Origin of the sequence: Paenibacillus sp. ov031, from assembly GCF_900143165.1 — a bacterium.
GTDB lineage: Bacteria > Bacillota > Bacilli > Paenibacillales > Paenibacillaceae > Paenibacillus > Paenibacillus marchantiae.
Window position 1 is genome coordinate 617,792 of the sequence record NZ_FRDO01000002.1, and the last position, 21,906, is coordinate 639,697.

Genomic DNA, 21,906 nt, shown 5'->3' on the forward strand with positions numbered 1-21,906 from the left:
CCTATATAAAGTATGTTGTGAAAATCAGTTCTTGTTCACGCCGGCAGTAATATTCACACTCTGCATGATCGTTTTCTGGGTAAACAGGAAAAGGATAAGCAGCGGTGCGATGGTAAAAGCACTGGCAGCCATGATCTGCGGCCATGCCAGACCGTAGGCTCCACCTTCCACGAAAAAGCTGCGCAGACCTGCGGATACCAATTGCAGATTCGGGTCTTTGGTAATGAGCATCGGCCAGAAATAGTTGTTGTACTGGTCAATGAAAGTAATCAACACCATCACGGCAAACGACGAACGAACCAGCGGCGTCATAATGGTCCAAAGAATGCGGAAGTGCGACGCTCCATCCAACTGGCCGGCTTCCACCAATTCGTGGGATACCTGCATGAACGCCTGACGAATCAGGAAGATAGAGAACACACTGACACAGTTGGACACAATCAGTCCGGTATAGGAATCCAGTAATTTAAGTTCGCTGAGCACCAAATAACTGGGCAAATAAACGGCGGTACTCGGAATCATGTAGCCTACCAGAATCAGTCCGGTGAGTACCCCTTTTATACGAAAACGCATATGGGTGAGTGCATAGGCCATCATGCTGGAGTTAATGACCTGGATCAGACAGATCGCTGCCGCTACCCCTGTACTGTTCAGAATGTAACGGGCAAATGGAGCAGACTGCCACGCATCCACATAATTGTTCCAGCGGAACGTTTCGGGCCAGAAGGTTGGCGGGAACTGCCAGATCTCGTCATTGGTCTTTAAACCGCTAATGACCATCCAGTAGAACGGAAATGCCATCGTCAGACTCACCAGCACAAGCAGCAGATAGCGAAGTGCGGTAGCAAATCCTTTTCCTGCACGAGGGACCTTCCGTTTCTGCACTTCCTCACGACGATTATCTTTTCTTGTTTGGTTGCTTAGAGTGGTCATGTTCATCAATAGTGCACCAGGCGTCGGCCGAGCAGGAAAGATACTCCTGACAGCAGAACGCAGATCAGAATAATAACAACGGCGATGGAAGAAGCCTCGCCCACATTGAAGGACTCAAATGCAGATTGATAATACATGTAAAGCAGTGTTCTTGTTGATCCCGCTGGTCCCCCTTGCGTCATCACGTTGATCTGGTCGTAAGCCTGAAGCGACTGGATCGTCAGAATGATGGACAGGAAGAACGTGGTGGGTGAAATCAACGGCAGTGTAATGCTTCGGAACTTGTCCCAGCTGCCTGCCCCATCAATCGATGCCGCTTCAAGCAGATCGGATGGCAGGTTACGCAATGCGACCAGATAAAATACCATAGACCAGCCAATCGATTTCCACAGCGTGACGATGAGCACAGCTACCAGTGCCCAGTTCTGATCTTTCAGCCAGCCGATCGGGGATATGCCGACCCAGCCAAGCAACAGGTTGGCCAGCCCCACTTCAGGTTCGAAAATCCATGACCACGCAATGGAGACTGCGACTGTCGGAGTCACCCAAGGGGAGAACAGCAGCGTCCGGAACAAGCCGGAGGACTTAATCTTGCTGTTCATGAGCATGGCCAGCGCCAATCCACCCACAATCGTAGGCACTACACTTCCAAGACCGAACAACAGCGTAACTTTTAATGAACGGTAAAATTCAGAATTGGTTAGCAGATAGCTGTAGTTATCCAAACCGACGAATAATTTGTCAGGACTCATGAAGTCCCAATCCGTAAAACTCAGATATACAATGTATCCCAAAGGCCCCAGCCAGAAAATGAGTAATGGGATAAGGGCAGGAAGGGTGAAGAGAACCGCTTCTGTCTCCCTCCATAATTTCACACGCAATTTGCACACTCCTAATCGTCCAAATTTTATTTAATTTCTCTAAAAATCATGTCTTCAAACTCCCTTTAATCTCTTCTGTACAAAAATGATTGTATAATACATTTGAAAAATGTAATTCCGGGTTATGTTAAAATAACGCGAGGTCATGTAAAATATGAAAAGGAAACAGGGAGTCCCATCCATATACTAGAGGTGAGATTGTGGGAAAAGAAGCTGCCGAGGACCAGAACCATTCGTCGTTGTCCTATCGGCCCGAGCTGAGGGAGAAAGTCATTGACGCCATTGCCAATACCATGGATCTGTATGGAGTCAATCATTCATTTGGTCAACTGTATGGCATTATGTATTTTGAGGATCGTCCCATGACGCTGGAAGAGATGAAAACGTCCATGAACATGAGCAAAAGTAATATGAGTTATGCTGTACGTTCGCTTACCGAATCTCAGATGATCTATAAATTGGAGGAAAAGCGGGAACGCCAGGATCAGTATCTGGCCGAAACCAACTTTTTCCGTACGTTTCAGAACTTCTTCGGGGCCAAGCTTCAACGGGAAATCGACGTGATGCAGGAAAGCCTTCGGGAGGTCATTCCGCAGTTATCGGAGATTATTCTCGCCAGAACAACTCCGCCGGAGGAACGGGAAGACGCTTTGCGCGATTTGCATAAACTTCAGCATGCGGAGCAGTATTATGAGTGGTTGCAGGGATTTGTAGATCAACTGCGGGATGGAGTTTTTTACAAAGACGCTCCACATGAAAGTGATTAATAAAGTGTATACACCTTATAAAAAAGCCAACTCGCCGAGCAACGATGTGCTTGCTGAGCTGGCTTTAAATAATCAAAAGGGGAGCCCCACCATGTCTTCATGGTCGGAGCTCCCCTTTTATAGATATGGTTATCTTACTTCTGTGCCGCAGCCTCAATGTCTGCATAAGCCCAGTGTGTTGCAGGTACGTCTGTAAAAGTTGGCGTAGTTACGCCTGTTGCCGGCGTCCGTTTGAACAGTACATTTAATACTTTCACGGCTTCAGCACGAGTCAGTTTGCTGTTCGGTTTAAATGTATCATCGTTATATCCAGTCATCAGACCAGCCGATTGTACGTAGGCAATCGCATCGGAAGCCCAAAGGTCGGCGGACACATCTGTAAATCCAGCACCATCTGTTGCTTGTGTTGTGCTGCTTGTTGCGTCTGCGCTTTGTTGCTGTATCCAACGGTATGCAATGGTCGCCATTTGTGCACGGGTAATTGAACCCTCTGGCGCAAATTGAGTGGCGTTCATACCGTTCATGATGCCTGCGGACTGCGCTTTTTCAATATCGCTTGCTGCCCAATGAGTTGCAGATATATCGTCGTAGTTTACAACGTTCGCAGATGCAGTTCCCGCATCATCAGACAAATTACGAGCCAGCATTGCTGCCATTTGCGCACGGGTTACGAATGCATCCGGGCGGAAATCAGCACCAAATCCGTTGATATACGGGTTGTGCGAGCCTTGGGAAGCTTTCAGTCCATCCACCACAACGAGCGTGAACGTGCTGAATTTGTTAACAGTAAACTCGATGCCTTCACTAGAATCGCTGAGCTTCACCAGTTTTCCTTGAATCAACTCTTTCGTACCGTCACTGTGTTCAATGTACACAGCCAGGTTGTCCAAAGCTTGCTGGCGTGCAGCCGGATCAGTTGGCAGACTGTCACGCAGCGGTAATGTCAGTGTTACTTCATGACTTTGCATATTCGTTTCAATCTCAACCGGACGAGCCAGTACTTTCACGTTTGAATTTGGAGTAATCTGTTGAATCAACTGCTCTTTCTTCGCACGTTCTTCCACTTCTTTACGCTCGGATTCCTTTTTCAACGGAACGACGCGGAAGTATAGATCCTGGTCGAATCCGGCAATCGACTTCGTTGGAACCGAAATAATAGCGTTCTCTGTGGAAATCTCAAGGTTAAGCCCACCATCGTTCAGCTGTTTCACCGCTGCTTTTGGCAGTTCAATGCGTGTCTCAGACACAGCATCTTTAGCGTCAGGGATAACAATGCGTGCTGTGTTCATGTTTAATTGCTTCGCTTTTTCCACCGATTCCTTGGCAATCGCCTCAGACATCTTCACGAGGTCCTTAATCGTACCGTCTGCCTCGGTTGTACGTGTAATTGGCGTTTTGGTGAGGTTGGTGCCATTCGCTCCGTTCACGTCCACGACGATTTGTTCCTGCTTGGTCGTCGGTGTAGTCGTTACAGGTGTAGTCACTGACGATCCACCACCTGTGCTTCCACCCGTGGTTGGTGTTGAACCATTTCCGTTATTGCTATCGCCATTCGCCGTGAAGACAATCTTCACCGCACGTCCTGGCAATAAGTCACTGATGGCTTTGTAACGAACCCATACCGTTTTGTCACCGCTAAAATCAAATTTCTGAATAGAAGCAACATCAATCCAGTTCAGTTTGCCGTTAAGGGAGAGCTCCATGGTGTCATCCAAGCCAGTTATGGTGTTGTTGATATCGTTTCCCGTTACATTTGGGGCCGTAAAGAATCGGTTGATTACATATTGTAGATTCCCAACATCCTCGTATCTGTCTTGTTCATTAAGCACCCATTCGGCCAGTTCTCTTTTGCCTTCCGTGCTAAGTTCAGCTCTTTTGGACAAATCAAGGGCACCTGTACGTCTAAATTTATAGTTATCGAAGAATGCTTCCCCTGCAATCCATTCGTTCATGGCATGATCAAGCCATTGATCCATTAGCGGAATAGAAGTAGCATTCTCAAAGGATTCCAAAGGCATAGAAAAGAGATTCAGCACAATGTCCGGATTAACAATATTCCCTTTAAATTCTCCTTCCAACCTTTCAAAAGCCACCTGATGCAGGTATTTATAAGCAAAAACTCCTTTATCTACTTGGCTACGGTCCAAATGTTGTTGCCCCAAGCTGCGCAGCACATATGTTTGTTGGTCATTAAAATAATCTGGTCCATCCACCAACTTTTGTGCAAATAAATCCAGTTTGTTTTTAAGAACGTCGAATTCCTTCTGCCCCCAGATGGATTGTGCCAGAACAGCGAGTTCAATCATATATTGAACCTGATCTTTATTTCTATAATCGTTCTTCACATAATCAATCAGGAAACCAGCAATGAATTTCTTAACTTGCAAGGATTCATAGTATCCATTCGGTAAATTAATTTCCAGATCAGGATTTTCCACGGCCAGAATCATACCATCAATATCGTTGCTACTCTTTGCAGCATTTACAGCAGCCAACGCATCAATTTCATTACCAGGGAAAAATTCGTTAAATGTAGTCTGAATGGATTCAAAACTTGCATATCCACCAATCGGTCTTTCAGTAAGCATATGATCAGCCAAATGCTCCTGCTCTTCCGTTGCAAGGTTTTCCCATTTACTTACATTCGAAGGAAAGCTCGCCATCGGGTTTTCCGGATTCGCAGTGTTGTATGAGTTACTCTCTTTCTCAATGTCACGGAATTTCTGCAACGATTTCAACATTTCCTCAGTCGTGTTTGCACGATTAATGAATGGCGTTTTTTCTACTGCTGTGTCTGTATATTTCAACACACGAGAAATGGACGGTGTTTTTTTGAGTCTAAGCTCGTACAGATAAGCAGTCATTCGTTTATCAATCTCGGAGGAAGTGCGATATGCATTAATGAGTTGATAGAATTTATCTTCTGGACCAGGGTAATCAAAATGCTGCCCTCGTTCTGCCTGTTTCGCATACATGTCATCAAGTGCAGTTATGGATCTTTGTCCCCCGATTTGGCGAGTCACTTCAAGGGCTTTCAGAGCTAATTGCACCAAAAACTCAACTTGCCCTTTGTTCTCGTATCCAGCGCTTGTTGGTGGATCAATTTCTAATAAGTATTGTGCAATAGCCTCCTGATCTCTTACAGGCAAAGATTTAAAGTCAGGCTCTCCAATGAATTGCTCATTACTAAGCAGCAAGATAGCTTCTTGGATAAAGTCATCGCTGTTACCCCGGTCTGCCTTCTTTTTGAGTTCGTTGTACTGATCTAGCTCACTCAGTTGTGCAGTGAATTGGATAGATTGCATTTGATACGTAGCTTCCAAATATCGGTCTTTAACTACTACATTGAAATAGTACGTATCGCCTTCGTTTAGATCTGTAATTATTTTCGAAAATGTACCATTTGTAGTAGAAGCTGAACCATTAATCGGATCACCATAAGCCTGTCCTGATGCTCCACTGATTTGTTGCATGTCTGCAAGATCAGGAGCATTAGATATGTAAACCTGGTAATTTACATCAGGTGGTGTAGAAGATGAGGATTGTGCATACTCCCACTGTAGTTCTATTGATTTCTCGTCCACATACTTTATCGTTAATAGACCGTTATTTCCGGGTACCGGATACGATGCCCCTGCATGTACCTTTCCTGCCGGTACTGCTAACCAAGGAGCTACCAACACCAAAATGAGCAGCGTGCTAAATATTTTTCTGTATTGCATATACGCTTTCCTCCCTAATCTCGCTTGTCGAAATATAGGCCTATTGTATTACGCAACTCTGAACGGATTCTGAACATTCGCTCCAATAAACGGAAAAAAATCCGGCCTGTAGGTGAAAAACAGGCCGGATTTCAAATATTTTTCGTCATTATTCATCATTTTTACTTCTTCATTTAATTATAGAGTCCTATATTCCATAAAATTTATGATTCTTGTCACGTCGTACCTGTACTCATCCACCGCTCCTTGCCACATCAAACAGGTAGACGCATCAAATCATCGTGTATCCGCCATCGACAAACAATGTGCTCCCTGTCGTAAATGTATTCGTCATAAGGTACGTAACCGTATGTGCAATCTCCTCATTGTACCCCACACGCTTGAGCACAGACAGCTTCTCATAGTCTTTAAAATGTTCACCGCGAGGTGTACCCTCCTGCCCCTCTCGCCAGATGGTTCCGGGGGACACGACATTCACGCGAACAGGCGCGATCTCCACTGCAAGTGCTTTGCCCAGACTTTCAATCGCTCCGTTACACGCAGCGTAAGAGGCCCCGCCCTCCAGTGGGCGTTGGCTGAAGCCGCCCGACATTAACGTGATCGAACCCGAAGCCGATAAATACGAAGCTGCGTATTTGGCAGCAAAATATTGAGGCCAGAACTTGCCCTTGAAACAGCTTTCGGCCGTCTCTCGATCTGAAGTTAACGGACCACGGGTGTATGCAGCTCCAGGGGTGAACAGGTGATCGAATGCACCAACCTGATTGAAAAATTGTTCGATTTGCTTTTCATCCTGATTGTCCAATACATACACTTCGATGGACACCGTGCCAGTCTTGCCTTTGCCTGCGACACGAGCAATCTGCTCCCTCGCTTCCTCTAGTCTGGTCTCCGATCGTCCCGCGATAACTACATGTGCACCAGCCTCAGCAGCCTGGATTGCCGTTGCAAGTCCAATCCCAGAGCTTCCTCCTATAATCACGACACGTTTATTCTCCAATGTAAATGGACACATTCTGCATTTTCCTCTCGTATAGCTGGATTTTTCGTTTTTCTAGCATTTGTTCATTATTATCGAAAAGATTAGCCCTGAACAGTACGCAATTGAATCGTACCAGGTACGAAAATTCGTACTATTGGAACCAGATGACACAGTTATTCCTGCCCAATTCACATAGACAAAACAAGCAGAACGCGAAGAAATCAGGTATGATGAAGTTACATATAGTTGTTTAAATTGAGGTGAATACTATGGATTTACAGGAGCCACGCTTACAAGGTGTACTCGTTACGTTGGAAGCCATTAATGGAAAATGGAAACCGCTCATCCTGTTTATTTTATTGAAGGAAGGCACGAAGCGATTTGGTGAACTAAGACGCATGATTCCCGATGTAGCGCAGGGGACGTTAACGAAACAGCTGCGCGAGCTGGAACAGGATCAGATTATTGTGCGCACTCTCTATGGCGATGTTCCACCGAAGGTCGAGTACAGTCTGTCCAAACACGGGCAGACGATTGGTACGCTGTTGGATGGCATGTGCGGCTGGGGCAAGGCTCATCTGGAGTATTTGAACGGAACCAAACATATGATTACTGCGGAGAAATTAGTCGAGGAATCCCATAACGAAGCGAAATCTGAATAAAAACTCATGCCTTCATCTCTGTTAGCAGACGAGACGCCAGTATTGCCATCTGTTATGAACAGGCTACGCCTCATAACCGAACCACAGAATGTTAAGAAATCAGACCCAATTTTAGCACTCTCGCAATATTCTCGGTTGTACGCTCCACATTCTCCGGGCCTTCGCGCAGAAGTTGTTCCAGATCAGCCGCCCCCGGCACAATACCGAACACCGCGTCAATACCTTCAGTGTACAACGTATCTATCCCTTCACCAACGTAACCTGCAATGGCGATAACTGGCTTGCCTGCTTCCTTGGCAGCACGCGCTACACCGTAAGGCGTCTTGCCAAATTTCGTTTGAAAATCAATGCCGCCTTCGCCCGTAAACACCACATCCGCATGTAGCAGCTTGTCACGCAATCCAGTGTATTCAATGATGATTTCAATACCTTTGCGTAACACAGACTGTGTAAAAATCAAAAGCCCTGCGCCCAAACCACCTGCCGCACCAGCACCCGGCACATCAAGTATATCCTTGTGCAGCTGCTGCTTCACCACATCTGCATAATGGGAAAGATTCGCATCCAGCACCTGTACCATCTCCGGTGTAGCTCCCTTCTGCGGTCCAAACACCCGTGAAGCGCCATGCTCTCCACATAACGGATTCGTTACGTCGCAGGCGACAATGAACTCCACATCCTGCAATCGTTCATCCAGGCCGGACACATCGATATGTGCCAACTGATCAAGTGCCCCACCTCCACGTGCAAGTGGATGCCCGTGTGCATCCAGAAAAGTTACGCCAAGCGCCTCGGCCATGCCTGTACCCCCATCGTTGGTCGCACTTCCACCAATTCCGATAATGATTTTGCGAATACCCTGATCCAGACACGCCCGAATCAGCTCTCCCGTGCCATAGGTTGACGTGTGAAGCGGGTTCCGGGTTGCCTTGGTCACCAGATGAATGCCGCTCGCCGATGCCATCTCAATCGCCGCCGTTAACCCATCGCCCAGAATACCATACTGCGCTAGTACAGGCTGTCCCAGTGGCCCGCCCACCTCTCTCTGGTGAATTACGCCGCCAGAAGCATCCACCAGCGACTGCACTGTTCCTTCGCCTCCGTCAGCCATCGGTACATGAATATAGTTGGCGGTTGGGTAGATTTTACGCAATCCTTTCTCCATGGCCACACATACTTCTTTCGCTGTCATGCTCTCTTTAAATGAATCCGGTGCCAGTACAAATGTCGTCTCTCTCATCTTCTCCCACCCCATCCGTGTTATTAAAGGATAAACCTTTTTTGAACGCGCTTTCATTATAGTTACTGGTAAGCCAAATAAATATTGATGAACAGACGAAATTCATTGTGCACGTGCACAATGAATAATGGCAGGACCGAATATCCTGCCACCCATACACTAAAGTGCTTCGCTGCTTCCTAGAGCAGCACACGGTGTTCCATTATATTTTTCATACTAATATGGGATTTGGATGGACCAAGCTTCACAAGCGAGTCTTGGAACTCTGCAAGCTCTTCAATGGTTGCCGTCTGTACCTTGATCAGATAGTTGTACTCACCGCTAATCCGATATAAATCCGTAACCTCAACAGCCTGTTCACAGAAGTAAACGAATTCCTCACAATGCTCTGTTTTGAGTAAAATAAACGTCGTTGTCCCACGATTTAGTTTGGACAAATCATAGATGGTTGAATATCCCGATATGACTCCGTTTTCCTCCAGTTTGAGAATTCTCTCCTTGACTGAAGGCTGGGACATGTTTACCTCTTTGCTAATCTGTACAATTGGCATGCGAGCATGGTGCTGCAGCAGACGCATAATCTGCTGGTCGATCTCATCTATAACATAACCCATTTGTAGACCCTCCCGAGAATCAGGCTAATTTAATAAGTTTTTTGTGATAAAAGAGCTTATATATCGCAACTCTCACTCCATTATATCCTTTGATATCGCATGGTTCCAATGCAGCGTTCCCTTTATACTTTAGAAAACAATCTGAAGAAGGAGTGATGAGCATGAGTGTAAACGGACTTGCTCACGTAGCCATTCAAGCACGTAATTATGAGGATACCCTCTCATTCTATACGAATGTATTAGGATTTAAAGTTGGTCACTCCTGGAGTCTGCCCGCCTTTCAAATTACTGAGGCGTGCATGCTGATCTCACCGGATCAACGGACCTGCATTGAACTGTTTGACCCCGGAGCCGTAATCGCGGCCGAAGGTGAACCAGCAGAGTCTCCCGAAGCAGTAAAACATGGGGCATTACTGCATTTCGCCTTTTACGTAGACCATGTGGAAGAGATCTACGAGCGAGCGCTTGCTCATGGTGCAAAACCATATATTCAACCCGATTGGATCTCACTTGGTGAGCCCCCACTTCAAGTTCGAAATGCGGTTGTGCATAGTCCAAATGGTGAAGTGATCGAATTCCTCGAAGAGGTTGATTTTGACCGTTCCTCTACACCATCGATCTAGCGTTACACAAACCGAACAGCCTGTTGCGCGGAAATCCGTGGCGGCAGGCTGTTTTATATTATGTTTTTTGAGTGATAAGAAAGCGAGCGCATGGTCATAAGACATGCTCCTTGCCCTCATTCACCCTTTTCAATTCCCGGCGTATAATCGCTTAACTTCCCTTCATACACCAACTGCAGTTGTTCACTTTGGCGAAAATCATCCGGGGTCACCAGCGCAGGCAGCTTGTTCCACAGCTTGATGCCTGAACGCTGCAGTATCTCGGCAACAAATTGCGAGCAAAAGTAGGAGTTGCTGAACTCCACAGGCTCCTTCAACGTAATGCCAATCACACCAAGCAGATTGTACATATATTTCTGGCGGCTGCGAATGAAGATGTGCAGCACCCGTTTCATTTTTTCCACTTCACGCTCCGTCACCTGAAGCTCATAAATGACACATGTGGTATTTGGATATTTACTGTATGTACCTGTCTGAATATCTTCCTTCACAAACCCGCCATTCAGCGGATTGCTCGGATGCTTGCGACCAAAGCTGTACAGCTCGGATAATTCCCGGTCAAATGAGATGGAGGCATGATTGTATGGCGCTCTGGTGTAACTTTGAATGACTTTGGTAAACAACGTTCCCGTATTCGTAAGCAGGATATAGATGGAGCGTGGTTCTGTCATAACGAAATTTCCCCTTATCAAGTTGGCACTATTCCTTCATAATAACATAGGTACCCTATATTGGAATCTTACTTCTGGATAAGCAGGTGATTGTACTTGAGCAGTTCACTCTTTACCTTAACACTGATTTTTATTGCTTTATTGGTCATACATATCGTGTACAAAATCATTACGAAGCTTCAGCCGGATAAGGATTATTCGGGCATTGGCAACAAAATCAAAACCTGGTGGGGCATGTTTGTCATCTTCTGTCTCGCCACCCTCTTCAATCCGATTGTCTCCCTGATCTCCCTTATGGTACTCACCTTTTTCGCGCTGAAAGAGTACTTCTCCATGATCCGCAGCACCCGCAAAGCTGATCGCAGGTTGTTTCTATGGGCGTATCTGGCGATTCCGGTACAGTTCTACTGGATCTATATTGGATGGTATGGGATGTTTATCGTGTTTATTCCACTCTATGTCTTCCTGGTGCTGCCCCTGCCCCGTCTAATTAATAAGGGCACGGTTGGTTTCCTGCGCAGTGTCAGCTCGACACAATGGGGATTAATGCTAATGGTATTTGGACTTAGTCATCTGGCCTACTTCCCGTTCGCAACACCGGAATATGGTTCAAAGTTGGTCCTGTTCCTGGTCGTGTTAACCCAGCTGAATGATGTGGTGCATTATCTGGCCTCGCTCTATCTGGGCAAACGCAAAGTGGTGCCCACGGCCAATCCTTTTTTGACATGGGAAGGGTTCGCCTGTGCATTCGTTATAACCACCGCTGCCTCTTATTTCATTCATCCTTACCTGACTCCGTTTGATGCACGTTTCGCAATTTTCATCGGTGTGTTGATCGCTCTGGCTGGGTTCTTCGGAAGTCTGACGGTTTCTGTTCTGAAGCGGGATTTGTTAATCGGGGATGACAATAAGTTCGATGCGTTGAAAAAAAGCTACCTGAGCCGGGTCGACAGCCTGACGTACACCTCTCCAGTCATGTTCCACGTGGTGCGTTATTTCTTTGACTTCATGTAGGAGCAGGTCCGTTATAGACACGAGAGCTGGACACACTCAGTCTACTAGAACAAAGCGTAAGCTTGCAGATCAATAAAAAGCAGCCTTGACGGCTGCTTTTACTCATTTATGGGAGAAATGAAGGCGCACGTATAATGTGTCTGTTTCATTTTCCATTTTTTAATTAACAGAAAGCACTGCACACGGTTATGATCTGCCTGATTATTTTAATTTAATTTCCTTCTCCGAGATCACTTCTTTCCCCTCTTCATTGGTAAATACAAACGTCGCTTTGCCGCGTTCACCCTTCATCTCATCCGAATAAATAAATCCGGAGAATTGCCCGTCACCGCTGATATAAAAACCTTCTTTTCCATTCGCGCCATGCTCGATCGCTTCCTTGTAGGAGTTCACAATCGTTACCGTGTTGGACGTCCAGCGCATCTCGGATAAAGCGTAGCCCTCAGGAATTTGTTTTATCGCAAAATCAAAGCTATTGCCCTCGGACGGCTTATCCGTCTGGTCAATTACGATCATGACCTGTCCTTCCGCATCAGCAGAGGATTCCGATTGAGCCGTAGGCTTGCCTTCATTCACACTTTCGTTCGCCTGATTATTGTTATTCTTCGCCTCCATATTGGGAACGGAACTATTTCCCGCTTCCTCTATGGGCTGCTTCGATTGTGGATAGGCGTGTTCCTGTACGGATTCGTTGTTGTTTTTTGCCCCACATGCGCTGGTCAACAGCAGAATACATAGAACAGACACCCAGAGAATAGATTTATTTTTATTAAGATTCATATTGGTACTCCCTCCATTTATCTAAAGTAACAAACCTTATGCATTCATCCAAAGAGAACTTTCCAAACAGCACCTTCTATAGTAATTACTACACCATATCATCTCACATTAAGCTCCATATTATGTAAATGAGTACTAAATTCAATTCGTTAATACACTTCGATGAACCCTGAAATGTTGGCGTGTTACCCTGAAAGGGTCAAAAAAACATGCTATTTGAGGGGGTAAAAGGTTGAATCGCTTTGCTTTTATGATGCTCGTTATACTCGCCACTTCGCTTATGGGTTCATCCTTTGCTGTGGGCAAAATCGGATTGACTTATGTCTCACCCATTCTGCTGGTCGGCATTCGATTTACGCTCGCTGGAGGATTAATGGCGATCTGGGTACGAAATAAAAATCTTCCCGTGACCGCGCCTGACTGGCTCCGGTTATTCGTCATCGGTCTGTTCCAGACGACGGGCGTGATGGCCTGCATTTTCCTGAGCATGCGTACTATTCCTTCCGGGCAGACATCCATTCTCACATTTACAAATCCGCTATTGGTAGTTCTTCTCGGGAGTGTATTTCTTGGTCTGAGATATCGGGCATACCAGTGGTTTGGGGTGCTCATCGGTATAACAGGAGTTTTCATCACGCTTGGTTTCCATCTTCAATTCTCCGGAGGAACGTTACTGGGTATGGGGTCTGCCTTTTCCTGGGCGATCGCTACCCTCTTGGTCAAACAATGGGGCTCACACTTCAGCACATGGGTGCTAACGGCATATCAGATGTTATTCGGCGGACTAACGCTGTTATTGCTCAGTTTTACCATGGAATCAACAAAACTAATCCTGAACACCACGTCCATAGGGGTGATTCTATATCTGGCGATCCTCGGTTCCATTGTGCAGTTCGCTACGTGGTATTACCTGTTAAGCAAGGGCGATCCGGGCCAGACAAGTGCGTTTCTGTTTCTTGCTCCATTTTTCGGGGTCTTATCCGGCTGGCTGCTTCTGGGCGAAGTCATTCGGAATTACGTCTATATGGGCGGGCTATGCATATTCCTGGGTATCTTTCTGGTAAACTGGACTGGACGAACAAATAATAAGAATGTATTGATGAAATAAAAATATTCATGCCTGATTTTCGGCGATGCCCTGCGCATCGTTTTTTTATAATATCAATAAAGATAAACTCTACTGATATAAGGACGTGCGCCCAATGATTTCTGCTGAACTGAAAGAACAATACTATCAGGCTCTGGTTGCCAAGGATTCGGAATACGAAGGTTTATTCTATGTAGGCGTCAAGACGACGGGTGTATTCTGCCGGCCTACATGCCCCGCGCGAAAACCAAAATTCGAAAACTGTGAATTCTATGAGACGGCGCAGCAGGCATTGCTTGCTTCGTATCGTCCTTGCCAGCGTTGCCGCCCGTTGTCTCATCCCAATCAGGTATCTGATGTGGTACGCGTATTGGTGGAAGCCGTGGAGAACCATCCGGAGAAACGCTGGAAAGGCCAGGACTTCAAGGCATTATCCATCGACGAATCGACGGCCAGACGTCAGTTCAAGAAGCGATTTGGCATGACCTTTGTGGAGTATGCCCGTGCCCGCCGCATGGGACTGGCCCTGAAAAATATTCGCTCCGGTCGTACGGTCATTGATGCCCAGCTGTCCACCGGCTACGAGTCTGGCAGCGGGTTCCGGGATGCCTTCTCGCGAATCATGGGCGCAGCGCCTACACAAGTAGATGAAGAACATGTATTGAAGGCGTCCTGGATCGACACACGTCTTGGACCCATGATGGCTGTAGCCGATGAGAAAGCATTATATCTGCTCGAATTCGTGGATCGAAGAGGTCTGGAGCGCGAGGTGGAACGATTGCGCAAACGAACGAAGTCAGCCATTGTACCTGGAGTAACAGATCCGATTCGTTCCATTGAACGGGAACTTGCGCAGTATTTTGAGGGCACGCTAGCTGTATTCCATACCCCGTTGTTCTGGTTAGGAACACCATTCCAGAAGAGTGTATGGGAGCAATTGATTGCGATCCCGCCGGGGGAGACGAGGTCATATCAAGATATCGCGAATGCACTGGGTAAACCCACAGCATGTCGAGCGGTAGCACAGGCCAACGGAGCTAATCAGCTAGCTATTGTTATTCCTTGTCACCGTGTGATCAATGCTAGTGGTGAACTGGGTGGATACGGAGGAGGTCTGACACGCAAAAACTGGCTTTTAACTCACGAGAAGCAGGGTAGCTGAGTACTCAATAGATAAGAAAAGAACGGCAAGTGATATGAAGGATACAGCTATGTAACGGAGGAGATAAGTCTTATGAGTACCCTACAAGAAAAAGCGATGATGTTCCACCAATCCCATACCAAAGGCAATCCATTGGTTCTGGTCAATGTCTGGGATGCCGGGAGTGCACTCGCCATCCAATCTGCTGGAGCAGCAGCAATCGCTACTGGAAGCTGGTCTGTAGCTGCTGCCCACGGTGAACAAGATGGAGAAGCGATGCCATTCCAGCTGGTACTGGACAATCTGGCCCGGATTACAGCGAGCGTGGATTTGCCTGTTACGATCGATATTGAGGGAGGGTATGGCAGGTTGGCGTCAGAAGTGAAGGGAAATGTGAGCCAAGTGATCCATCACGGTGCGGTAGGAATTAATATTGAGGATCAGCTCCCCTCTGGCGCGGGACTGTACGCTGTGGAGGAGCAATGTCTGAGACTGTCGGCTGCCCAGGAAGCTGCGGAGCAGGCAGGCATTCCGCTGTTCATTAACACCCGCACAGATATCTTTTTGCAAAATGCACCTGAACGACACAATCACGCTCTCCTGGAAGAAACACTTATTCGCTCCAAGGCATATGCAGAAGCAGGCGCCAGTGGTCTGTTCGTTCCGGGCTTACAGAATCAACAACTGATTCAGGAATTGTGTGAACGTTCGTCGCTTCCGGTCAACGTGATGGTTACATCCCCTGAACCCTCACCGAAACAACTTGCCGGGCTGGGTGTGGCACGCGTAAGTTATGGTCCTTATCCTTATCTGCAAGCGATGGAATACCTGAAAGAACTGGGGCAAAGTATTCTATCTGGAAACTAACACAAAGGCGCGCTTCTCAATTTCCACCAGAGGGAAGCGCACTTTTTCACGATATTCATTTAATGCTACTATTATAAGCGATCATCTATGATGTGAATCCTCAAACAGGTGCTATACTGCGCCTGTTTTTTGATGCTTATCTTTTCACCTATGTATGTTATAATCACCACTACCCAACACTAACAGGAGGAAAATATGCTTAACGTTGAACAAAAGCTTGAAGTGCTACAATCGTATCCCCAACTGCAACGCAAAGATGTTTCTCTCGGCCGTGTTAATTTCCACTACGAAGAAAGTGCGTACGAGAAAAAGATTGTTGCTCTCCATATTCATCCTAACGGTAACGGTTATATCTATGCAGGGCTGCTGCCCAACTATGAGACAGATAATAAAGGATTCGTCAATATTCGTGATTACTCCGAAGCAGATCTACGCACATTGTTAGATGAAACGATTAAAGCAATGTCAACCAATCCCAACGCAGTAGAATCAGAAGAGCCAGAACAAGCCAAAGCTGCTCCTACATTGGCTACAACCTCTACCGGTGGCGGAACATGGGTCGATGAAGATGGACATACACTTACTTTAAAATATGAAGATGACATGTGGTATGTGTATTCCGGTGTTAATCTGGATATGGCTTTCGAAACGCGTAGCGAAGCAGGCGAGTATCTCAAAGAAGAAGGATTCAAACCACAAGCTCAAGCTTAACTCATACAAAAAAACACGAGGCGTGTATGTACGCACTCGTGTTTTTCTGATCTTATCAATCTTTTCTGCCTTTCATTGTAAGCGGTGCATTCTTCATCATGGGGTACGTGCTCAGAAGCAAAGCACCTCCAATGACCCCCAGAGCGGTGAACAATGTCATGCGATTGACTCCCGCAATCCACAACATAAACTCACTAAGATCGCTCAAAGTAAATACCAGCGTGACGATTAAGCTAAATCCAAAGAACAGACTGAAAAAATTGCGCATCCCCAATCTGATCCAACAGACGGTTGAAAAGATGGACAGTCCCAGCACGAGAAAACCAATCATCAGATCGATCCACAAATAGGAGAAAAAATGATATTCGCTTGAGTACAGCATGCCTGGTTGATAAAAGGTTACGCGAAGTGTTCCATATTCAAGGAGAAGATGCGTAATAAAATAGATTATATTCAGGATGGTAATTGTGCCTATGACCATCCAAACCGAAATGATATAGAAGGATTTCATGAACTGAATGCGTGTACTCCCTATACCTATTGCAACTGGAAACAATGTAACGATTCCCGCAATCGCAAAAGCACAGATCCCTCCATACATTGGACCACAAAGTTGTGTAGTATAAGCAATATCGAAGATGAATCCAATGGCCAGATAGACTACAGTAAGCATAAGGGTGATGAAGGAGAAGATCATCAAATACCAGCGCATATCATCCAGAATCAGCCGATTCGTACCTTTCACCGAGTTCATCGCTTAATCCCCTCCTGATTACGCGTCCTGTTAACCAAATAATCCTGTAATGTCGCCTTCTCAATGGAAAGCCCCTGCGTATGAGCGATGTCTTTCCACGTTTTCGAGTATGGCTCATCAATCATCACTTTCAAGGTCGATCCCATCTGGGAAGATTCTATGACCTTCACGTCTGCGGTGACTCGATTGATATCTTCTATTCTCCCTGTTAGAAGAACTCCTTTTTCGCGCATCTCTTCCATCGACTGATTAAACAACACTTCCCCTGCTTGCAGAACGATAAGGGACTCACATAAAGGCTGAATTTCCTCAATATGATGGCTTGATATTAGAATTAGACGCGGGTTATCTTCATAAGTCTCTAGTAAAGCATTGTAGAAATATTTACGTTTCTCAGCATCAAGTCCATTGGTGGGCTCATCAAGAATCGTTACCCTTGCGTTACTGGCAAGACCCAATATCATCTGAGCGGCGGTCTTCATGCCTTTTGAGAATTTGACGATCTTCTTCTTCTCTGGTAATTCGAAGATGTCGATTAGTTGCTCGGCAAGAGCCTGATTCCACTGAGGATGGAAGTATTGACCGAATCGAACCATGTCCTTGATCGTCCAATTTCTACCCAGGGGATGGTTCTCCTGGATATAACACAGGTTCTCCTGCGCAGCCAAGTTATTGTATGGATCCTGGCCCATCACTTGGATGGTTCCAGCATCAGGTCGGTTATGGCCTGCGAGTAGACTCATCAGGGTTGTTTTGCCGGCACCGTTTCTTCCCCACATTGCACTGATGATCGGCTCATTTTCATGCAAAGTAACGTTGTTCAGAACCGGCGTTTTTGTTTTCTGATAGCTGTAGTTCATCTGCTCGATATGAATCATAACTCACTCTCCTTATCCTTCTTGCCGCGGATCAAATCAACAATCATGTCATCATTCATGTGAATCCGTCTGGCCTCTTCAAGTAAAGGTTTGATATATTCTTCGTAAAAATGCTGCTTTCGTTCAACAAGCAATGCTTCCCTGGCTCCCTTTGCAACAAACATTCCAACACCTCGCTGTTTGTAAATGATACCTTTGTCCACGAGCGTTTGAAGCCCTTTGCGTGCTGTGGCTGGATTGATATTGTAAAAGCGAGAGAGCTCATTGGTAGACGGAACCTGTTCCTCTACCTTCAATCTGCCGTCTACAATGTCATCCATAATCATCATGGATATCTGATGAAAAATGGGCTGAGATTCATCCAAATTCGATTTCATGCGATTCCAACTTTCATTCATCGTTAATTAGTTAGTCGGTTAGTTACTCATGTGACTAACTATAGTATACGGAAACCAATATGTAAATAGGCGAACCACTAATTAATCAAATTTTTCATTTTGGCTCGATTGTATTGATTAATAAGACCGTCCAGAACTACAGATTGCTGGATGACTTCAGGATGAAGCAGACTACCGTATTCCGACTGTAAGCGGTGAAGCTGTTGTCTGGCTTCTTCGATCTGTGACATTAACTCCAAGCAATCCATAGTACCCCTCCTTTTTGTCATATTTTAGTTTATTATGCCAATCGATAGGCCGCAAGGGGTACGACATACTTATTCTTCCACCAGACGCAAAAAAAGACGCCTCTGAATGAATATTCAGAAGCGTCCCTTACCAATTTTTTAAGTTCCGAATCCGTGGTCAGCAGTTCTCATAATGCCGGGGTCTGGAACTTCCTTGACTGAGACAGGTTCCGTAGCAGGAGCTACAATGTAAATAATAATACTACATGTAGCTATCAGCAAAGCCAACTTTCTCTTCATTGAGTTTCTGCACCTCACTAATGATCAATTTGTATTGCTGTTTCGCCGTCTCAGTTGCAAACTCCCTATATTGCTCAAACAGTCCGACACCTCTAAGCATACCTCGTCCACTGCTAATTTCAATAGAGAATCGCAAACTATCCAGAACAAATTGTATTCCTGTGAAATACTCGTCTTTCTTTAAATAATACGCAGCGAGATCTGCTAAAAGACGTAGATATCGATCATCTGTAACCTGTCTGCTAACCTTTCCAATTCGGTTGCTCTGTTCCTGGTACGTAAAGTATGATTCATACTGTTCGAGCACATCATCAATATTTTTATCATAGCGATTGGCAGCAGTCACAATATCACAAAGCGCCGGGAAAATTTCATTTTCTTTTGTTGAGATGTAATTCAAATATTCAGGCAATACATCAAACTGTCCGCTCATTAATTGATATATATAACGGTTTCCCTCAGCCCATTCCTGAAACTGATTCATAACTACCATCTCGTCTTGATTAGGGTTCTTCACCCAACTGTTATCCGTGTATAAAGAAACATATTTAAGCGCGCCTTGATAGTCTTTAAGTTGATAGCACGCACTACCTGAAGCCAAATAAGAATACAGAATGTAAAACACAATCGGTCTTTTGGTTTCTTCCTGTTTCCTTCTCCCATTAAGCTCATAATGGATGGTTGCTTTCACCCTAAGCTTCTCGGACAGCTCCTGAACTTTATTCCATCTGTGCAAAGCACCAAAGGCATTAATCAGTTCGTTGAGCGCATCCAGTTGATAGCGTTCATCCAACCGATCCACATAGTATTCGAATTGGGCCGCGATGATTAGATTTCGTTGCTGATCATTGCTCAGCCCCAATCTGAATAGACGATACTGACATAGTGCAAGCCGTTCAGAGTGTTGCATTTTCTCACTCTCGGCTATCGTTTCATATAGTAGAACGGCCGGTTTGAATTTACCAGCATGGTAGAATTCTTCAGCCAGATCAAATAACAAAGGAATATAAGATAGATTATCCATCATCAACCGGATAACATCTTCAATACAATTCAATTTATCCAATTCTGCACATCGATGAAGGAATGGTCCCAGTCTTCGCCAGTCAGGGGCAGCATGGACAAAACACTCATCTATATACAATTCATAGAAGTAACCTTCTTCAAGTCTCATAGCTGAAGTGATTCGATCCAGCTGCTGCATCGCAATCGGACGATTCTTATTCAAAATGTTGCTCAGCGTACCCGAGTTAATTCCTGACGTTTCCGAAAAAAGACTAATGGACATCTGCTCACGCTTCAGATAACTCTCTAAATGATCGCGTATCGTGGTTGTCGGCTCCAAACTAACACCACCCTCCAAAATAAAAAACCATAAACAGGATTAACGGTATGCAAAAGTAATTATATGTAATAATTAAGCAAGGGTCAATAAGATAAATTCAACTAATTTGTATTAATTACAAAATAATCCTTTTGTTAAAATAGAGGCCCTACCCTTATTTTATACCGGGAACGAATAAGCATCAAATAAAGGATAAAATAAAAACACGAGCGCTATATACGCTCGTGTTTTACATGCAATACAGCAGATCATTCTGCTATGTATTGATTGGGGTTTAAGGCAGCACATTGCCAGCTGCACGATAGATTTCGTACCACTCTTGGCGTGTAAGGTGAACATCGCCAGCTTTGATGCAATCCTGCAAACGCTGGATGTTCATTGTACCTGTCACGGGCTGCATTTGCGCCGGGTGACGCAGCAACCAAGCAATTGCGATGGTCGTGTTGCTCACTTCATATTTTGCAGCAATCTCATCGATCTTCGCATTCAGTTCCGGGAACTTATCGCTGCCCAGGAATACGCCTTCGAAGAATCCGTATTGGAACGGGGACCATGGTTGAATCGTGATATCATGCAGGCGGCAATAATCAAGAATACTGCCATCACGGTTAACCGCGGCATCGTTCTCCATATTTACGTTGATTCCACTGTCAATCATCGTGGTATTGGTAATACTCAACTGCAGCTGGTTGGCTACCAGTGGCTGTTTAACGTATTTTTTCAACAGTTCGATCTGGTTCGGATTCTGGTTGGATACCCCGAAGTGACGCACTTTGCCTTCGCGTTCCAGCTGGTCAAAGGCTTCAGCCACTTCTTCCGGTTCAACCAAGGTGTCCGGGCGATGCAGCAACAAAACATCCAGGTAATCGGTTTTCAAGCGCTGCAGAATGCCATCCACCGAATTCAAGATGTGCTCTTTGGAGAAATCAAACATGCCTTTGCGGATACCGCATTTGGATTGAAGGATCATATTTTCACGAACCTGGGGATTCATCTGCACAGCCTCTGCAAAGATCTCCTCACACGCCCCGTTTCCATAAATATCAGCATGATCGAAGAAGTTCGCGCCTGCTTCCATGGCGGAATGAACAAAATGTTCAGCTTCTTTGCTGCTTAATGAATTAATTCGCATGCAGCCAACGGCTACAACCGGTATTTCGAGTGCGCTGCTGCCAAGTTTAATTGTTCTCAAGATGATTTCCCTCCATATTCGAATAGTATCGTACATTCATTCTCATGATCTTTGCCAACTAGTATATACTTGTCTTCCGTCTATGATTGTGACACAGAACTGCAATCGGTTTCAATG

22 protein-coding genes are annotated in these 21,906 nt (G+C 45.6%); 8 read left to right on the forward strand and 14 right to left on the reverse strand.

Annotated features, from left to right (window positions below; genetic code table 11):
* Positions 1–24: 24 nt before the first annotated feature.
* Both BUA17_RS12890 and BUA17_RS12895 read right to left on the reverse strand, forming a co-directional pair.
* Complete coding sequence (locus tag BUA17_RS12890) at positions 25–939, reverse strand: carbohydrate ABC transporter permease (RefSeq protein WP_244552135.1); 915 nt, start codon at positions 937–939, stop codon at positions 25–27.
* On the reverse strand, positions 939–1,814 hold the full coding sequence (locus BUA17_RS12895) for a carbohydrate ABC transporter permease (RefSeq protein ID WP_063565861.1): 876 nt from the start codon (positions 1,812–1,814) through the stop codon (positions 939–941). Before BUA17_RS12895 ends, BUA17_RS12890 begins: the two co-directional genes overlap by 1 nt.
* A gap of 200 nt (positions 1,815–2,014) precedes the next feature.
* Here BUA17_RS12895 and BUA17_RS12900 point away from each other — a divergent pair, with 200 nt between their 5' ends.
* Positions 2,015–2,581: a GbsR/MarR family transcriptional regulator gene (locus tag BUA17_RS12900; protein ID WP_072733846.1), complete on the forward strand. Its 567-nt coding sequence runs from the start codon at positions 2,015–2,017 to the stop codon at positions 2,579–2,581.
* A gap of 134 nt (positions 2,582–2,715) precedes the next feature.
* Here BUA17_RS12900 and BUA17_RS12905 read toward each other — a convergent pair whose 3' ends face one another.
* Both BUA17_RS12905 and BUA17_RS12910 read right to left on the reverse strand, forming a co-directional pair.
* Positions 2,716–6,303: an S-layer homology domain-containing protein gene (locus tag BUA17_RS12905; protein ID WP_072733847.1), complete on the reverse strand. Its 3,588-nt coding sequence runs from the start codon at positions 6,301–6,303 to the stop codon at positions 2,716–2,718.
* 271 nt (positions 6,304–6,574) lie between these two features.
* The gene (locus tag BUA17_RS12910) at positions 6,575–7,318 is read right to left on the reverse strand and encodes an SDR family oxidoreductase (protein WP_072733848.1); all 744 of its coding nucleotides are present in this window, start codon (positions 7,316–7,318) and stop codon (positions 6,575–6,577) included.
* 236 nt (positions 7,319–7,554) lie between these two features.
* Between BUA17_RS12910 and BUA17_RS12915 the strand changes: the two genes are divergently transcribed.
* Positions 7,555–7,947: a winged helix-turn-helix transcriptional regulator gene (locus BUA17_RS12915; protein ID WP_083584696.1), complete on the forward strand. Its 393-nt coding sequence runs from the start codon at positions 7,555–7,557 to the stop codon at positions 7,945–7,947.
* Between the two features lie 91 nt (positions 7,948–8,038).
* Here BUA17_RS12915 and BUA17_RS12920 read toward each other — a convergent pair whose 3' ends face one another.
* Both BUA17_RS12920 and BUA17_RS12925 read right to left on the reverse strand, forming a co-directional pair.
* A complete protein-coding gene (locus BUA17_RS12920) occupies positions 8,039–9,187 on the reverse strand; it encodes a glycerate kinase family protein (protein ID WP_072733849.1) in 1,149 nt (382 codons plus the stop codon).
* Positions 9,188–9,366: 179 nt separating this feature from the next.
* The gene (locus BUA17_RS12925; RefSeq protein WP_072733850.1) at positions 9,367–9,801 is read right to left on the reverse strand and encodes an Lrp/AsnC family transcriptional regulator; all 435 of its coding nucleotides are present in this window, start codon (positions 9,799–9,801) and stop codon (positions 9,367–9,369) included.
* Between the two features lie 161 nt (positions 9,802–9,962).
* Here BUA17_RS12925 and BUA17_RS12930 point away from each other — a divergent pair, with 161 nt between their 5' ends.
* Positions 9,963–10,424, forward strand: coding sequence for a VOC family protein (locus BUA17_RS12930; RefSeq protein ID WP_072733851.1), 462 nt, complete (start codon positions 9,963–9,965; stop codon positions 10,422–10,424).
* Between the two features lie 116 nt (positions 10,425–10,540).
* Here BUA17_RS12930 and BUA17_RS12935 read toward each other — a convergent pair whose 3' ends face one another.
* Positions 10,541–11,095, reverse strand: coding sequence for a C40 family peptidase (locus BUA17_RS12935; RefSeq protein WP_072733852.1), 555 nt, complete (start codon positions 11,093–11,095; stop codon positions 10,541–10,543).
* A 96-nt stretch (positions 11,096–11,191) separates the two neighbouring features.
* On the opposite strand from BUA17_RS12935, the gene BUA17_RS12940 reads away from it, so the two are divergent.
* The gene (locus BUA17_RS12940) at positions 11,192–12,109 is read left to right on the forward strand and encodes a phosphatidate cytidylyltransferase (protein WP_072733853.1); all 918 of its coding nucleotides are present in this window, start codon (positions 11,192–11,194) and stop codon (positions 12,107–12,109) included.
* 201 nt (positions 12,110–12,310) lie between these two features.
* Here BUA17_RS12940 and BUA17_RS12945 read toward each other — a convergent pair whose 3' ends face one another.
* Positions 12,311–12,889, reverse strand: coding sequence for a hypothetical protein (locus BUA17_RS12945; protein WP_072733854.1), 579 nt, complete (start codon positions 12,887–12,889; stop codon positions 12,311–12,313).
* Positions 12,890–13,121: 232 nt separating this feature from the next.
* On the opposite strand from BUA17_RS12945, the gene BUA17_RS12950 reads away from it, so the two are divergent.
* From BUA17_RS12950 to BUA17_RS12965, 4 genes are all read left to right on the forward strand, one after another.
* Entirely contained in the window at positions 13,122–13,997 is an 876-nt protein-coding gene (locus BUA17_RS12950) for a DMT family transporter (protein ID WP_072733855.1), read from the forward strand.
* Between the two features lie 94 nt (positions 13,998–14,091).
* Positions 14,092–15,138 carry a bifunctional transcriptional activator/DNA repair enzyme AdaA gene (locus BUA17_RS12955; protein ID WP_072733856.1) on the forward strand — a complete coding sequence of 349 codons (1,047 nt, stop codon included), beginning with the start codon at positions 14,092–14,094 and terminating at the stop codon, positions 15,136–15,138.
* Between the two features lie 72 nt (positions 15,139–15,210).
* Positions 15,211–15,984, forward strand: coding sequence for an isocitrate lyase/PEP mutase family protein (locus BUA17_RS12960; protein ID WP_072733857.1), 774 nt, complete (start codon positions 15,211–15,213; stop codon positions 15,982–15,984).
* Positions 15,985–16,179: 195 nt separating this feature from the next.
* Positions 16,180–16,695, forward strand: a complete 516-nt coding sequence (locus BUA17_RS12965; protein ID WP_072733858.1) for a hypothetical protein — start codon at positions 16,180–16,182, stop codon at positions 16,693–16,695.
* Between the two features lie 55 nt (positions 16,696–16,750).
* On the opposite strand, the gene BUA17_RS12970 is transcribed toward BUA17_RS12965, so the two are convergent.
* The 6 genes from BUA17_RS12970 to BUA17_RS12995 all read right to left on the reverse strand — a co-directional run bounded on the left by BUA17_RS12970 (position 16,751) and on the right by BUA17_RS12995 (position 21,789).
* Complete coding sequence (locus BUA17_RS12970; protein ID WP_072733859.1) at positions 16,751–17,449, reverse strand: hypothetical protein; 699 nt, start codon at positions 17,447–17,449, stop codon at positions 16,751–16,753.
* The gene (locus BUA17_RS12975) at positions 17,446–18,327 is read right to left on the reverse strand and encodes an ATP-binding cassette domain-containing protein (RefSeq protein WP_064641593.1); all 882 of its coding nucleotides are present in this window, start codon (positions 18,325–18,327) and stop codon (positions 17,446–17,448) included. Before BUA17_RS12975 ends, BUA17_RS12970 begins: the two co-directional genes overlap by 4 nt.
* Positions 18,324–18,704 (reverse strand): GntR family transcriptional regulator, encoded by a 381-nt coding sequence (locus BUA17_RS12980; RefSeq protein WP_072733965.1) that lies wholly within the window; start codon positions 18,702–18,704, stop codon positions 18,324–18,326. Before BUA17_RS12980 ends, BUA17_RS12975 begins: the two co-directional genes overlap by 4 nt.
* A gap of 98 nt (positions 18,705–18,802) precedes the next feature.
* Complete coding sequence (locus tag BUA17_RS12985; protein WP_072733860.1) at positions 18,803–18,973, reverse strand: aspartyl-phosphate phosphatase Spo0E family protein; 171 nt, start codon at positions 18,971–18,973, stop codon at positions 18,803–18,805.
* A gap of 241 nt (positions 18,974–19,214) precedes the next feature.
* Positions 19,215–20,597: a transcriptional regulator gene (locus BUA17_RS12990; RefSeq protein WP_072733861.1), complete on the reverse strand. Its 1,383-nt coding sequence runs from the start codon at positions 20,595–20,597 to the stop codon at positions 19,215–19,217.
* Positions 20,598–20,871: 274 nt separating this feature from the next.
* Complete coding sequence (locus BUA17_RS12995) at positions 20,872–21,789, reverse strand: aldo/keto reductase (RefSeq protein ID WP_063565845.1); 918 nt, start codon at positions 21,787–21,789, stop codon at positions 20,872–20,874.
* Positions 21,790–21,906 lie beyond the last annotated feature (117 nt).

What these genes read in the sequence shown, in the direction of transcription:
- BUA17_RS12980 (WP_072733965.1), bottom strand. Translation starts at nt 18,704, where the DNA reads ATGAAATCGAATTTGGATGAATCTCAGCCCATTTTTCATCAGATATCC.
- BUA17_RS12905 (WP_072733847.1), bottom strand. Translation starts at nt 6,303, where the DNA reads ATGCAATACAGAAAAATATTTAGCACGCTGCTCATTTTGGTGTTGGTA.
- BUA17_RS12965 (WP_072733858.1), top strand. Translation starts at nt 16,180, where the DNA reads ATGCTTAACGTTGAACAAAAGCTTGAAGTGCTACAATCGTATCCCCAA.
- BUA17_RS12970 (WP_072733859.1), bottom strand. Translation starts at nt 17,449, where the DNA reads ATGAACTCGGTGAAAGGTACGAATCGGCTGATTCTGGATGATATGCGC.
- BUA17_RS12915 (WP_083584696.1), top strand. Translation starts at nt 7,555, where the DNA reads ATGGATTTACAGGAGCCACGCTTACAAGGTGTACTCGTTACGTTGGAA.
- BUA17_RS12960 (WP_072733857.1), top strand. Translation starts at nt 15,211, where the DNA reads ATGAGTACCCTACAAGAAAAAGCGATGATGTTCCACCAATCCCATACC.
- BUA17_RS12925 (WP_072733850.1), bottom strand. Translation starts at nt 9,801, where the DNA reads ATGGGTTATGTTATAGATGAGATCGACCAGCAGATTATGCGTCTGCTG.
- BUA17_RS12890 (WP_244552135.1), bottom strand. Translation starts at nt 939, where the DNA reads ATGAACATGACCACTCTAAGCAACCAAACAAGAAAAGATAATCGTCGT.
- BUA17_RS12955 (WP_072733856.1), top strand. Translation starts at nt 14,092, where the DNA reads ATGATTTCTGCTGAACTGAAAGAACAATACTATCAGGCTCTGGTTGCC.
- BUA17_RS12930 (WP_072733851.1), top strand. Translation starts at nt 9,963, where the DNA reads ATGAGTGTAAACGGACTTGCTCACGTAGCCATTCAAGCACGTAATTAT.
- BUA17_RS12945 (WP_072733854.1), bottom strand. Translation starts at nt 12,889, where the DNA reads ATGAATCTTAATAAAAATAAATCTATTCTCTGGGTGTCTGTTCTATGT.
- BUA17_RS12910 (WP_072733848.1), bottom strand. Translation starts at nt 7,318, where the DNA reads ATGTGTCCATTTACATTGGAGAATAAACGTGTCGTGATTATAGGAGGA.
- BUA17_RS12975 (WP_064641593.1), bottom strand. Translation starts at nt 18,327, where the DNA reads ATGATTCATATCGAGCAGATGAACTACAGCTATCAGAAAACAAAAACG.
- BUA17_RS12920 (WP_072733849.1), bottom strand. Translation starts at nt 9,187, where the DNA reads ATGAGAGAGACGACATTTGTACTGGCACCGGATTCATTTAAAGAGAGC.
- BUA17_RS12935 (WP_072733852.1), bottom strand. Translation starts at nt 11,095, where the DNA reads ATGACAGAACCACGCTCCATCTATATCCTGCTTACGAATACGGGAACG.
- BUA17_RS12985 (WP_072733860.1), bottom strand. Translation starts at nt 18,973, where the DNA reads ATGGATTGCTTGGAGTTAATGTCACAGATCGAAGAAGCCAGACAACAG.